Source organism: Streptomyces ureilyticus, from assembly GCF_011045025.1.
GTDB classification, from domain to species: Bacteria; Actinomycetota; Actinomycetes; order Streptomycetales; family Streptomycetaceae; genus Streptomyces; species Streptomyces ureilyticus.
The window spans coordinates 1-14,368 of sequence record NZ_JAAKZX010000012.1 but is presented as its reverse complement, the minus strand read 5'-3'; the positions used below and the strand labels follow the sequence as shown (position 1 = coordinate 14,368).

9 protein-coding genes are annotated in these 14,368 nt (G+C 71.2%); 8 read left to right on the top strand and 1 reads right to left on the bottom strand.

What is annotated here, in order from left to right; genetic code table 11:
- Positions 1 to 194: 194 nt before the first annotated feature.
- From G6048_RS05975 to G6048_RS05960, 4 genes are all read left to right on the top strand, one after another.
- A complete protein-coding gene (locus G6048_RS05975; protein ID WP_165338385.1) occupies positions 195 to 2,855 on the top strand; it encodes a multicopper oxidase domain-containing protein in 2,661 nt (886 codons plus the stop codon).
- Positions 2,855 to 3,301: a hypothetical protein gene (locus G6048_RS05970; protein ID WP_165338384.1), complete on the top strand. Its 447-nt coding sequence runs from the start codon at positions 2,855 to 2,857 to the stop codon at positions 3,299 to 3,301. The genes G6048_RS05975 and G6048_RS05970 overlap by 1 nt, the downstream gene beginning before the upstream one ends.
- 47 nt (positions 3,302 to 3,348) lie before the next feature.
- Positions 3,349 to 4,356: an Acg family FMN-binding oxidoreductase gene (locus tag G6048_RS05965; RefSeq protein WP_165338383.1), complete on the top strand. Its 1,008-nt coding sequence runs from the start codon at positions 3,349 to 3,351 to the stop codon at positions 4,354 to 4,356.
- A gap of 246 nt (positions 4,357 to 4,602) precedes the next feature.
- A complete protein-coding gene (locus G6048_RS05960; RefSeq protein WP_408056116.1) occupies positions 4,603 to 5,961 on the top strand; it encodes a PP2C family protein-serine/threonine phosphatase in 1,359 nt (452 codons plus the stop codon).
- A gap of 236 nt (positions 5,962 to 6,197) precedes the next feature.
- On the opposite strand, the gene G6048_RS05955 is transcribed toward G6048_RS05960, so the two are convergent.
- Positions 6,198 to 6,620 carry a pyridoxamine 5'-phosphate oxidase family protein gene (locus G6048_RS05955; protein ID WP_165338382.1) on the bottom strand — a complete coding sequence of 141 codons (423 nt, stop codon included), beginning with the start codon at positions 6,618 to 6,620 and terminating at the stop codon, positions 6,198 to 6,200.
- A gap of 323 nt (positions 6,621 to 6,943) precedes the next feature.
- Here G6048_RS05955 and G6048_RS05950 point away from each other — a divergent pair, with 323 nt between their 5' ends.
- The 4 genes from G6048_RS05950 to narH all read left to right on the top strand — a co-directional run.
- Complete coding sequence (locus G6048_RS05950) at positions 6,944 to 8,227, top strand: MFS transporter (protein ID WP_165338381.1); 1,284 nt, start codon at positions 6,944 to 6,946, stop codon at positions 8,225 to 8,227.
- A 46-nt stretch (positions 8,228 to 8,273) separates the two neighbouring features.
- Positions 8,274 to 8,747 (top strand): hemerythrin domain-containing protein, encoded by a 474-nt coding sequence (locus G6048_RS05945; protein WP_165338380.1) that lies wholly within the window; start codon positions 8,274 to 8,276, stop codon positions 8,745 to 8,747.
- 308 nt (positions 8,748 to 9,055) lie between these two features.
- Positions 9,056 to 12,736, top strand: coding sequence for a nitrate reductase subunit alpha (locus tag G6048_RS05940; protein ID WP_165338452.1), 3,681 nt, complete (start codon positions 9,056 to 9,058; stop codon positions 12,734 to 12,736).
- Positions 12,737 to 12,770: 34 nt separating this feature from the next.
- The coding region (gene narH / locus G6048_RS05935) for a nitrate reductase subunit beta (protein WP_165338379.1) at positions 12,771 to 14,368 on the top strand (1,598 nt) is incomplete at its 3' end.

Sequence of the window (14,368 nt, the reverse complement as noted above, 5' to 3'; positions counted from 1 at the left end):
GCTGGGCACTGATCGAACCGCAGATGCCCAACTGACTGTACGACCGCATTCCGTGCCTGCCGGGCGGCCAATTCCCCCGTCCCTGGCTGCCGCAGGTGTAGCGCGTACAGCGGGCGCGTGGCGCCCGGTTCGGTCGTGCGCCCGGCCGTCCCTTGCGGCCGGGCGCGGTTTCCCACCCAGCATTGAGGAATGGCATGACCACCATCGCCAGTGGGCCTCCCGGGACCGGCAACGCGAGCGGGCCCCGCACATACCAGAGCAGGCCCAAGGCGCAGGGCGTGAGGGCCCGGCATCTGCGCGCCCACGTACTGGTGGTGGGGTGGCTGGGCCTGGCCCTGCTGGCGGTCGCGGCACAGGAGACGCTGCCTATGGCCCGCTGGCTGGCGGTGCACATGTTCCTGCTCGGTGCCGTCACCACCGCCATCCTGATCTGGAGCGAGCACTTCGCCGTCGCCCTGTTGCACGCGAAGATCCCTGACGAGCGCTGGAGCACCGCCCGGCTCGTGATCGCCAACCTCGCCGTGGCCGGGCTGCTCATCGGCGTGTGGACCGCACCGCCCGTGCTGACCGCCGTCTCCGCCGCGCTGCTGGTGGCTGTGGCCACCGCGCACCTGGTGATGCTGGTCCGCCTCGGGCGGGGCGCCCTGGGCGGGCGGCTGCGGCCGGTCGTCTCCTACTACCGGGCGGCCACCGTGGCCCTGATCGCCGGTGCCGTCCTCGGCTGGCTGCTGGCCACCGGCGGTACCGGCGGGCCCGAGCGGTACGCGGGGCTGCGCCTGGCGCACATCCACGTCACCCTCCTCGGCTGGATCGGGCTGCCCGTCCTGGGCACGCTGTTCATGCTGTGGCCGACCGTGCTGGGCGTACGGATGAAGGACCGCACCACGAAGGTGTCCCGGTGGGTGCTGTGGTTCACCGGCAGCGGACTGGTCGTCGCAGTCGCCGCGCTGGCCCTCGGCTGGCGCTGGCCGGCCGCGGCGGGCCTCGGCCTGTATGTGGAGGGAGCGGCCCTCGCCGTCAACCTCCTCGTCCGCACCGTACGCGGCAACCGTCCCGTCTCCGCGGCGGCGGCCTGGATGCTCGCCGCCGCCACCTGCTGGCTGCTGATCGCGGTGACGGCGGACCTCGCCTGGCTGGTCACCCGGCCGCTCGCGGCGGCACAGAACGGGATCGACGCTCTGCTCCCTGTGCTGCTCGTCGGCTTCGTCGCCCAGATCCTCATCGGCGCGCTCACGTATCTGCTGCCGGTCGTCCTCAGCAGCGGCCCCAAGGACCGGGCGGTGGTACAGGCGCTGCTCGAACGGGGCTGGCCGGCGCGGCTGGTGGTGCTCAACACCGGTGTCGCGCTGGCGGCACTCCCGCTGCCCGGCCCGGCCGCGACGACCGGCGTGCTGCTGGCCGCGCTGGCCGGGGCCGCGTTCCTGGCGCTCGCGGTGCCCGTGCTCGTCCGCAGCGGCCGAGGGCTGTCGCCGGAGGCAGGTGCGGTCGGCGTGACACGGCGCCCCGTCCTGTGGGGCACCGCCGCGGGCGCCGTACTGACCGTGCTGGCCGTGCTCGTGGCCAACAGCGGCGGGGATACGGGCGGCCGGGCGAGCGCCGCCGGGGCGTCGGGTGCGGGCTCCGGGACCGGGCCCGCCCGAACCGTCGCCGTCACCCTGGCCGACATGCGTATACGCCCGGCCCGCATCGAGGTCGCCGCAGGCACCGCGCTGCGGCTGAAGGTCACCAACACCGACGCCCAGCGCCACGACCTCAAGGTCGAGGACGGTCCCGCCACGCCGATGCTCGCCAAGGGCGACACCGGCGCACTCGACCTCGGACCGGTCACCGAGAACCGCGAGGCGTGGTGCACGCTGCCGGGCCACAAGGCGGCCGGAATGACCATGGACATCGTCGTCAAGGGCGGCGATACGGCAGGCGATACGGCAACGGACAGCGGCGAACACGAGGGACACGCATCGGCGGCCGGCAATGACGACTCCGGTTTGGACCTCGCCGCCGACTACTCCACCAACTGGCAGCCACGCGACGCCGGCCTGGCCCCCGCGCCGGGCGGGACGGTCCACAAGGTCGAACTGCACGCCGCCCGCAGAACGTTGGAGGTCGCCCCCAGCGTGAAGCAGCAAATGTGGACCTTCGGCGGCACCGCACCCGGCCCCACCCTGCACGGCAAGGTCGGCGACGTTTTCGAGGTCACCCTCGTCAACGACGACCACGGCATGGGTCACGGAATCGACTTCCACGCCGGCGCACTCGCCCCCGACAAGCCCATGCGCACCATCCAGCCCGGCGAACGCCTGGTCTACCGCTTCCGCGCCGAGAAGGCCGGAGCCTGGCTGTACCACTGCAGCACCGCACCGATGCTCCAGCACATGGGCAACGGCATGTACGGCGCCATCGTCATCGACCCACCCGGCCTGACGAAGGTGGACCACGAGTACGTACTGGTCTCCTCCGAGCTGTACCTCGGCACCCCGGGCAGCACCGCCCATGTGACGAAGATGCGCCAAGGCACCCCGGACGCCTGGGTGTTCAACGGCATCGCCAACCAGTACGCCCAGCGACCGCTGAAGGCGAAGGCCGGTGAGCGGGCCCGCTTCTGGGTGGTCGCCGCAGGTCCCGGCGACGGCGTCGCCTTCCACCTCGTGGGAACCGTCTTCGACACCGTCTACAAGGAGGGCGCCTACCTGCTCAAGCCCGGTGATCCGGGCGGCGCGCAGGTGCTGGACCTGGCCCCGGCCCAGGGCGGATTCGTCGAGACGACGTTCCCCGATGCCGGCCACTACGCCTTCGTCGACCACGACATGCGTCACGCCGAGGCCGGGGCGCACGGCATGGTGGAGGTGAGCGACTGATGGACACCGTCGGCTGGTGGTCCCTGGTGCGGTTCGCGCACGTGGCCGGTGCGGCCTTGTGGGTCGGTGGGCAGTTGGCCCTCTCCCTGGTGATTCTGCCGCTGTCCCGCCATCTGCTCGCCCCGGAGGCCAAGGACTGCTTCACCGCCGCGGCGGGCCGCCGGTTCGGGATGCTGACAGGGGCGGTGTTCCTGCCCGTGCAGCTGGCCACCGGCTGGGCCATGGCCTGGCACAAGGGCGTCACCTGGGCCTCCCTCGCCGAACCCGGCTACGGCCGCACCCTCGCAACCAAACTCGCCCTCTTCGTGCTGGTGATGCTGGCCGCGGCCGGCCACGGCATCGCCCACGCCAAGGGCCGCCCCGACCTGGCCCGCGCCTTGGCGGTCGTCTCCCTCGTCGGCTCACTCGGCGTCGTCCTGCTGGCCACAGCCCTGCCCGCCACGTGACCCATGGCCGGGACAAAGAAAACGGGACAAAGAAAAGAGGAGGCATCATGCACACCCAAGCCCCGCTGGACGCAGCCACCGTGGAGTCGCTCCTGGCGGCGGCCGTGGCGGCCCCGTCGATCCACAACACCCAGCCCTGGCGCTTCCGCCTGGACCCTGACCGCCAGGTGCTGGAGGTCCATTCGGCGCCGGAGCGGACCCTGCCGCTGACCGACCCCATGCACCGCGCCCAGTACCTGTCCGTGGGCGCCGCGGTCTTCAACCTCCGCCTCGCCGCAGTCCACCTGGGCCGGCGACCCGAGGTGAGGCTGCTGCCGGACCGTCACACCCCCGGACTGCTGGCCGCCGTACGACTGACCGGTCCGCTCGGCGCGGACGACCAGCCCTCCGACCCGGGCCTTTATGAGGCCATCGCACGACGCCACACCAGCCGGATGCCCTTCACCGGCCGCCCGGTGCCCGAGCCGATCGTGGCGGAGATGGCGAGGGCCGCGCAGTCCGCCGACGCCCGCCTGCACCTACCGGACATCGCCGGAACCCGGCGGCTGCTGCGCCTGACCGCCGCAGCCGAGGCCCGCAACCGCGCACACCCGGAACGCTCCACCGAAACCCTCACCTGGCTCACCGCCCCCGGCTCGGACGTCTCCTACGGCATTCCCGTCACCGCCCTCGGCCCGCCGGACGCAGCCGGACGGATGCCGATGCGGGACTTCACCAGCCCCCTGCCCGCCCTCCGCCGACCCGCCCTCTTCTTCGAACGCCACGTCCAGCTGGGCCTGTTGTGGACGCCCCGCGACCAGCGGGAGGACTGGCTGCGCGCCGGCCAGGCACTCCAGTACGTACTCCTCACGGCGACCGCCCACGGCCTGCGCACCTCACTCCTGCACCAGGCCATGGAATGGTCCGACCTGCGGGCCGCGACGGCCCTCCCGCGAGACAAACGGTGCCATCCGCAGCTGCTGATCCGTTTCGGCTACGGCCCGGACGGCGCCGGCACACCGCGAGGACCCGTGCACTCCGTTGTTCGTCCCGCAGCACCGTCGGCAAGTGAGTAAGACGGGCTGAGTGCTGCGGTCTCTCACAGCGCTGCGGCCCGGCATCCACGGCGGACAGGCGCGAGCAAATCCCTGCTGTGCATGGACGTCCGACCCTTCTGGTGGCCCGATCGGTTTCCACAGGCTGTGACGTACCTGGCCGCCGGTTCGCGCGGCGGGGTGGGCGGGCGTCGGGTGTTCTAGGGTGTGCGTGTGGCCGCATCCGGTCGCGGTACCTGGTGTAATCCCGGAAGGGGTGAGGTGCCAGTGAACGGCGACGAGGGGCACCCGATCAAGGCGCCCGGGGTGATCTGGGATGCGGATCTGGGCAGCATCGCCGAGCAGTTCAGGCAACTCACCCGGGCGCAGGAACGGGTGCAGGCGCTGCTGGACGCGGTGCTGGCGGTCAGTCGAGAGCTGGAGCTGCCAGTGGTGCTGCGGCAGATTGTGAGCGCCGCGATGCAGCTGGTGAACGCCCGCTACGGTGCCCTCGGCGTGTTCAACGAGGACCGGGTGGGCCTTGAGGACTTCATTCCGCGCGGCCTGAGCGACACCGAGTACGAGGACCTGGCCGGAGTCCACCCCCCGCACGGACGCGGCCTGCTCGCGCACCTCATCGAGAAGCACGAACCCCTGCGCGTGGATGACATACCGCACCATGCGGACGCGGTCGGCTTCCCCGCGGGGCACCCCCCGATGCGGACCCTGCTCGGGGTGGCCATCGGCGTGCACGGGCGTATCTACGGCAACCTGTACCTGACCGACCGGCGCGACGGCCAACCGTTCGACGAACAGGACGCGGCCGTCGTGACCGCGCTGGCCGGGGCCGCCGGCATCGCCATCGAGAACGCCCGCCTGTACCAGCAGGTACGTACCTCCGCTGAGCAGTTCCAGCGCTTGCTGCTGCCCACCCTGCCCGACCTGGCCCCGTTCAAAGCGGCCGCGGTGTACCGGGCGGCCACCGCTCCGGGCCACCACCTGGGTGGCGACTGGTACGACGCTCTGCTGCTCCCGGACGGTGCGTGCGCCGCGATCATCGGCGACGTGGTGGGCCACGACCTGACGGCGGCGGCCGCCATGGCTCAGGTCCGCAACATGCTCCGCGCGCTGCTGTACGACCGGCTCTCCCCGCCGAGTCTGGTCCTGGACCGGCTCGACGACACCCTGCACTCCATCACCGAGGCCCCCGTCACCACCGCCTGCCTGGCCCGCATCGAACCCGACGGCGACGGCTGGCGCCTGCACTGGTCGACGGCCGGCCACCTGCCCCCACTGGTCATCGGCGCCGACAGCCGCACCCGCTACCTGCAGGCCGAACCCGGCGTGCCGCTGGGCGTCGACACCCGCCTGCCGCGCCCCGACCACACTCATCCGCTGGCGCCCGGGGACACGGTGCTGCTGTTCACCGACGGCCTGGTCGAACACCCCGAGCACGCGCTGGACGCCGGACTGGGCATGCTCGCGGCCACCGCCACCGCCACCGCCACCGCCGCCGCCCACGCCGGGCTGCCCCTCGACGAGTTCTGCCGCACCCTGGCCGACCAGAACCCCAGCGACGGCCACGACGACCTCGCTCTTCTCGCCGTGCGCATCCCGCGCACCGGTCCCGGGAACCACCAGGACTGATAGCAGTGGCCACGCCTGCGCCACTGCCTTTCGACATCCAGCAGTCGAGCCCGGAAACCGGGCGGTACAGCCACCGCCACGGCCCCACGAAGAGTCCCGGGCAGCACGACTGGGATGCCCGGGCTGTCTTTGGCTGGTCCCGTTAACCCGTCCTGAGAGTTGCTTCGCGCCACCGTGCGTCCGCAGATCCCGTACAGCAGGCACCAGAGGGCCGGAGGCCAGCTGCGGACTGCGCCTCACTGCGTGCCGCTCGTCCCCCTGAGTTCCCGTCCGGTGACCATCTCGGACTCGATCCGTACGAACACCGCATCCCGCAGGGGCATCCAGGATGTGGGGCCGGCCTGCGACAGCCGTTCGTGCTCGGCCGGATCGGTCACCACGGTCGCCCGGCCGGTGACGACCACGCTCCAGCCGGACCGGGTCGCCGCGTCGAACTCGTCTGCCTCGAAGGCGACTACGACGCCGTCGATGGCGCGGACGAGGTGCGAGTCCGGTGAGGTGCGCAGCAGCACGGAGGCGTCGGTGTCCAGGGAGAAGTTGATGGGCAGGACCGCGGGCAGTGCCTGCCGGGTGTAGACCACGCGGCCGACCGGGACCTTGGCGAGCAGGCGCAGGCTCTCCTGCCGGTCGAGTGCGCGAATGGCGTCGTTCTGGAACATCCCTCCATCGTCCGCACCGCCGCAGCGAGGGGGTAGGGCCGGTCGGCCCTGCCCCCGGGCCACTTGGGGCGGGCGTACGGCCGATCGCAGCCGTGGTTTCGCGTGAGCCGCGAGGGCAACGCGGTGCCTGGGGCCGTACGGAGGGACCGTCGGGCCCGCACCACGGGACCGTCTGCCCGTCGGCAGGGACTCATGGCCCATGCCTCCGGGCGGCCCCTGAGCGGACAGTGGTGACGGGACGCCGTCCCGCAGGCAAGGGGCCTGTGGAACGCCTGCGATCCCGGTGGCGCCGTACCACCATCACGAGGAAAGGGACGGACAACATGGTCCAGCCGTCGAAGTCGAAGAGCGGCAGCTCACCGTCGGGCGCGCCGGTGTCGCGCCGGGCGTGGCTGATGCTGGCCCTGGCCACGGTCGGTTTCGCCGTGAACTTCTGGGCGTGGGCGCTGCTCAGCCCGCTCGGCCCGCGGTTCAAGGACGGCCTCGACCTGTCGTCGTTCGAGCAGTCGCTGCTGGTGGCGGTGCCGGTCGTGGTCGGCTCGCTGGGCCGTATCCCGGTGGGCGCGCTGACCGACCGGTTCGGCGGACGGGTGATGTTCCCGATCGTGTCGGCGGCCACCATCGTGCCGGTGCTCTACCTCGGCCTGGCCGGGCACTCCTCGCTGGCCGCCCTGCTGGTCGGCGGGTTCTTCCTCGGCATCGGCGGCACCGCGTTCGCCGTCGGCGTGCCGCTGGTCAGCGCCTGGTTCCCGCCCGAGCGGCGCGGGCTGGCCATCGGCGTCTTCGGCGCCGGCATGGGCGGCACCGCCGTCAGCGCCCTGACCACGGTGAAGCTGGTCGACGCGGGCAGCATGTCCACCCCCTTCCTGATCACCGCCGCGGTCCTGGCCGTGTACGCGGTGGCCGCCGCGCTGCTGCTGCGTGACGCCCCCGGCCGTACGGTACCGACCGAGCCGCTGGCCCGCCGCCTGGCCGCCACCGCCAAGCTGCCCATCACCTGGCAGGCGTCCGCGCTGTACGCGGTGGCGTTCGGCGGCTACGTGGCCTTCTCCGTCTACCTGCCCACCTACCTCAAGACCGGCTACGGCCTGACCCAGGCCGACGCCGCGAACCGCATGGCCGGGTTCGTGCTCCTCGCGGTGGCGATGCGTCCGGTGGGCGGCTGGCTGTCGGACCGCATGGGCCCGGCCCGGGTGCTGGCCGGCTCGCTGGCGGTGGTCGTGGCCGGGGCGGTTGTGCAGTCGTTCAGTCCGGCGCTGGCCCCGGTGGGCACCCTCGCCTTCCTGGCCATGGCCGCCGCGCTCGGCGCGGGCAGTGGAGCGACCTTCGCCCTGGTGGCCCTGCTGACCCCGGCCAGCCAGGTCGGCTCGGTCACCGGCGTGGTCGGCGCCGCGGGCGGACTGGGCGGCTTCCTGCCGCCGCTGGTGATGGGCTCGCTGTACGGGGCGTATGAGTCGTACGCGATCGGCCTGGCGCTGCTCGCCATCGTGGCCGCCGCGGCGTTGGCGTACACCGTCACCGGGGTGCGCGCCGCTGCCGAGGGCGGCAAGCGGAAGCAGCGGGCCGGGCGCCCGCGCGGGCACCGCACCGCGGGCACCACTGCCTGACGGCGAGCGGACGACAACGACAGGTCGAGGATCAAGGAGAAGACCGGTGTGCGAGTACTGCGGCTGCCAGTCCCTGGAAACCATCGACGAACTGACCCAGGAACACGACGAGGTGGTGCGCCTCATCAGCCACCTCCGGCCCGCCCGCCGGGAGGGCGGGACGGTCCGGATGGCGGAGGTCGCCCGGGAGATCGCGCGGGTGCTCGGTCCGCACACCGTAGTTGAGGAGCACGGTCTGTTCCCGGCCCTGGCCGGGGACTTCCCCGACCAGATCGCCGCCCTGGAGGCCGAGCACCGCCGCATCGAGGCGGTGCTGGCCGAGGCCGCCGACGGCATGCCTGCGGACCCGGCCTGGCCGGAGCGGCTGATGGAGGCGATGGCCATGCTGCGCGACCACATCCTCAAGGAGCAGGACGGCGTCTTCCCGGCCGCACTCGCGAACCTCAGCACCGAGGAGTGGGAAGTGGTCGAGGCCACACGCGCGAAGGCGGGCAGCACCCTGTTCCGGCCGGCCGCCTGAAGGTCCAGCCGCTCGCGCCAGCAGAACAGTACTTTCGCAAGCCGGGTACCCCCGCTCACCCCGAGCGGGGGTACCCGGCTTTGCAGACGCGGGCATGGCCACGTCGAATCGGGGTAACCGGCCTCGCACGCATGCGATCTTTACCGAGCCCCGAGTTATTCATGGTGTGGCTGTTGACCCGCCTGGGGACGGCGGTCGTAGAGTCGGGTGCGGCCGGAACCGATCACAATTCGAACGGGTGCCCGGTGCGCCCGGGGCGGAGTGGCACGGTGAGCGCGGAGACCAGCCGGAAACAGACGCGGGCGGGCATGGACAGCGATCTGGCGGAGGCGCTGGTGCGCAGCCGCCGGTTCTTCACCAAGGCGGAGGTCTCCGAGGACCTGCGCACCCTGCATAGAAGCGGTGGCCGGCAGGCGGACGAGTTCTACCGGGACCGCTGGTCGCACGACAAGGTGGTGCGCTCCACGCACGGCGTGAACTGCACCGGCTCCTGTTCGTGGAAGGTGTACGTCAAGGACGGCATCATCACCTGGGAGGCGCAGCAGACCGACTACCCGTCGGTCGGCCCGGACCGCCCCGAGTACGAGCCGCGCGGCTGCCCGCGCGGCGCCGCCTTCTCCTGGTACACCTACTCACCCACCCGGGTCCGCTACCCGTACGTGCGGGGCGTGCTGCTGCATATGTACCGCGAGGCCAAGGCCCGGCTGGGCGGCGATCCGGTGGCGGCCTGGGCGGACATCGTCTCCGACCCGGAGCGCGCCCGCCGCTACAAGGCGGTGCGCGGCAAGGGCGGCCTGGTGCGGGCGAGTTGGGACGAGGCGGTGGAGATGGTGGCCGCCGCGCACGTACACACCATCAAGGAGTACGGCCCTGACCGGCTGGCCGGGTTCTCGCCGATCCCGGCGATGTCGATGGTCTCGCACGCGGCCGGCGCCCGCTTCTACTCGCTGCTCGGCGGCGCGATGCTCTCCTTCTACGACTGGTACGCCGACCTGCCGGTGGCCTCGCCGCAGGTGTTCGGCGACCAGACCGACGTGCCGGAGTCGGGGGACTGGTGGGACGCCGGCTACCTGATCATGTGGGGCTCCAATCTGCCGGTGACGCGTACGCCGGACGCGCACTGGATGGCCGAGGCCCGCTACCGCGGCCAGAAGGTCGTCGCGGTGTCGCCCGACTACGCGGACAACGTGAAGTTCGCCGACGAATGGCTGCCCGCCCAGCCGGGCACCGACGGGGCCCTCGCCATGGCCATGGGGCATGTGATCCTCAAGGAGTTCTTCGTCGACCGGGCCACGCCGTACTTCACCGACTACGTGAAGAAGTACACGGACCTGCCGTTCCTGGTGGCCCTGGAGGAGGGCGAGATGGGAACGTACACAGCCGGCAAGTTCCTGACCGCCACCGACCTGGGCGGTGAGCAGGCGGCGGCCGAGCACGCCGAGTTCCGCACCGTCCTGCTGGACGCCGCCACCGGACAGCCGGTGGTGCCGAACGGAACCCTCGGCGACCGCTACGGCGAGGCCGGCGCCGGCAAGTGGAACCTGGACCTCGGTGACACCCGGCCCTTGCTGTCCGCCGAAGGCGGCGGTGAGGCGCCGGTCGCCGTCGACCTGCCCCGCTTCGACGCGCCGGACGGCAGCGCGGGAAAGTTGCGGCGCGGGGTTCCCGTACGCCGGGTGGCCGGGCGGCTGGTGACCACGGTGTACGACCTGTTGCTCGCCCAGTACGGGGTGAACCGGCCGGGTCTGCCGGGCAGTTGGCCGTCCTCGTACGAGGACGCCTCCGAGCCGCACACCCCGGCCTGGCAGGCCGCGATCACCGGCGTGGACGCGGGCCGGGCGGCCCGGATCGCGCGGGAGTTCGCGGCCAACGCCGAGGAGTCCGGCGGCCGTTCGATGATCATCATGGGGGCGGGCACCAACCACTGGTTCCACTCCGACACCATCTACCGCGCGTTTCTGACGCTGACGACGCTGACCGGCTGCCAGGGCGTCAACGGCGGCGGCTGGGCGCACTACGTCGGCCAGGAGAAGGTCCGCCCGATCACCGGCTACTCGGCCATCGCGACCGCCGCGGACTGGAACCGGCCTGCCCGGCTGATGATCCAGACCGCGTACTGGTACCTGCACAGCGACCAGTTCCGCTACGACCCGTTCTCCGCCGACACCCTCTCGGCGGCCGGTGCAGGGGGCCCCTTCGCGGGCAAGTCCACGGCGGACGTCATCGCGCAGTCCGCGCGCATGGGTTGGATGCCGTCGTACCCGACCTTCGACCGCAACCCGCTCGACCTGGCCGACGAGGCGAAGACCGCGGGCCGACCGGTCGCCGAGCACATCGTGGACGAACTCAAGGCCGGGCGGCTGAAGTTCGCGGGCGAGAACCCCGACGCGCCGGAGAACTTCCCGCGCGTACTGACCATCTGGCGGGCCAACCTGCTGGGCTCCTCGGCCAAGGGCAACGAGTACTTCCTCAAGCACCTGCTCGGCACCGACCACTCGGTGCGCGCCACCGAGGCACCGCCCGACGCCCGCCCCCGTGACGTGGAGTGGCGGGAGGAGGCCCCGGCCGGCAAGCTCGACCTGCTGCTCACCCTGGACTTCCGGATGACCAGCACCACGGTCTTCTCCGACGTCGTCTTCCCCGCCGCCACCTGGTACGAGAAGCACGACCTGTCCAGCACGGACATGCACCCCTTCGTGCACGCCTTCAACCCGGCCATCCCCCCGCCCTGGCAGACCCGCACCGACTGGGACGCCTTCCACACCCTGGCCAAGGAGTTCAGCCGCCAGGCCGCTGGCCACCTCGGCACCCGTACGGACGTGATCGCCGCGCCGCTGCTGCACGACACCCCCGACGAAATGGCCAACCCGCGGGGAGAGGTACGGGACTGGAAGGCGGGGGAGTGCGAACCGGTGCCCGGCCGCACCATGCCCAAGCTCATCGCCGTCGAACGCGACTACGGGGCGGTGGCCGACAAGATGGCCGCGCTCGGCCCGCTGCTGGACAAGCTGGGCGCCACCACCAAGGGCATCACCTTCAAGGTCGAGCGTGAACTGGAGTATCTGCGCCACAAGAACGGCACCGTGCGCGGGGGAGTGGCCGACGGGCGGCCCTCGATCGCCCGGGACGTGAACGCCTGCGAGGCGATCCTCGCCCTGTCCGGCACCACCAACGGCCACCTCGCGACCCAGGGTTTCCACACCCTGGAAGCGCGCACCGGCACGCAGCTGGCGGACCTGGCGGCCGAGCACGAGGGCAAGCAGATCACCTTCGCCGACACCCAGGCCGCCCCGGTGCCGGTCATCACCTCACCGGAGTGGTCCGGCTCGGAGACCGGCGGGCGCCGCTACTCCCCGTTCACCGTCAACGTCGAGCGCCTCAAGCCCTGGCACACCCTCACCGGCCGCCAGCACTTCTACCTCGACCACGACTGGATGACCGCGCTGGGTGAGCAACTTCCGGTCTATCGGCCCCCGTTGAACATGGACGCGCTGTTCGACGAGCCGCGTCTCGGGAACGTTGGTGAACTGGGCGTGACGGTCCGCTACTTGACCCCGCACAACAAGTGGTCGATCCACTCCGAATACCAGGACAACCTGTTCATGCTGTCGCTGTCCCGGGGCGGCCCGACGATCTGGATGAGTACGCAGGACGCGGCCAAGGTCGGCGTGAAGGACAACGACTGGGTGGAGGCGGTCAACCGCAACGGCGTGGTCGCCGCCCGCGCGGTCGTCTCGCACCGCATGCCCGAGGGCACCGTCTACATGCACCACGCCCAGGATCGGCTCATCGACGTGCCCCGCACCGAGACCTCGGGCAGGCGCGGCGGCATCCACAACTCCCTGACCCGCCTGCTGATCAAGCCCAGCCATCTGATCGGCGGCTACGCCCAACTGTCGTACGCCTTCAATTACTTGGGCCCGACCGGCAACCAGCGCGACGAGGTCACCGTCATCCGCCGCCGGGCGAACCAGGACGTGGAGTACTGATATGCCCCGTGACGGAGTCACTATCGGACGCTGTATGGCTCAGATGGCGATGGTGATGAACCTCGACAAGTGCATCGGCTGCCACACCTGCTCGGTCACCTGCAAACAGGCGTGGACCAACCGCACCGGCGTCGAGTACGTGTGGTTCAACAACGTCGAGACCCGCCCCGGCCAGGGCTACCCGCGCCGCTACGAGGACCAGGACACCTGGAAGGGCGGCTGGGAACTCAACAAACGCGGGAAGCTGGCACTGAAGGCGGGCGGCCGGTTCAAGAAGCTGATCCAGATCTTCTCCAACCCCGTCCTGCCGTCCCTCGACGACTACTACGAGCCCTGGACGTACGACTACGAGACCCTGACCAACGCCCCGCTGCAGGAGCACACCCCCGTCGCCCGCCCCAAGTCCCTGATCTCCGGCAAGGACATGAAGATCTCCTGGTCGGCGAACTGGGACGACGACCTTGGCGGATCGGCCGCGACCAGCGAGCGGGACGTGCTGCTGAACGAGGTCTCCGAGAAGATCAAGTTCGAGTTCGAGCAGACCTTCATGTTCTATCTGCCGCGGATCTGCGAGCACTGCCTCAACCCGTCCTGTGCCGCCTCCTGCCCGTCCGGCGCGATCTACAAGCGGGAGGAGGACGGCATCGTCCTGGTCGACCAGGACCGCTGCCGCGGCTGGCGGATGTGCGTGACCGGATGCCCGTACAAGAAGATCTACTTCAACCACCGCACCGGCAAGGCCGAGAAGTGCACCTTCTGCTTCCCCCGCGTCGAGGTCGGCCTGCCCACCGTCTGCTCCGAGACCTGCGTGGGCCGGCTGCGTTACATCGGCCTCGTCCTCTACGACGCCGACCGCGTCCTGGAAGCCGCCTCCACACCGGACGAGACGGGCCTGTACGAGGCGCAGCGGAAGGTCTTCCTCGACCCGGGCGACCCGGACGTCATCGCCGCAGCCGAGAAGGCGGGCATCCCCCGGGACTGGATCGAGGCCGCCCAGCGTTCCCCGATCCACTCCCTGATCAACACCTACAAGGTGGCCCTGCCGCTGCATCCGGAGTACCGGACGATGCCCATGGTCTGGTACATCCCGCCGCTGTCCCCGGTGGTCGACGCCGTACGCGACACCGGCCAGGACGCCGAGAACCACCACAACCTCTTCGCCGCCGTCGACTCCCTGCGCATCCCCGTCGACTACCTCGCCCAGCTCTTCACCGCCGGGGACCCCGCCCCGGTGGACGCGGTCCTGCACCGCCTGGCCGCCATGCGCGCGTACATGCGCGACATCAACCTCGGCCGCGAACCGAACGACACCATCCCCAAGTCGGTCGGCATGAGCGGCGAGCAGATCTACGACATGTACCGGCTGCTGGCCCTGGCCAAGTACGACGAGCGCTATGTCATCCCGCCCGCCCACGCCGAACAGGCCCACAAGCTGGAGGAGTTGGCCACCGAGTGCAGCCTGGACTACGAGGGCGGCCCCGGCATGGGCGGCTCCGGCCCCTTCGGTGAGGCCTCCGGCGGCGCCGCCCCGATCGCGGTGGAGAACTTCCACGCCCTGCGCGACCGCCAGACCTCCGAGACCCCCGCCACCCCCACCGACAAGGCCACCCGCGTCAACCTCCTCAACTGGGA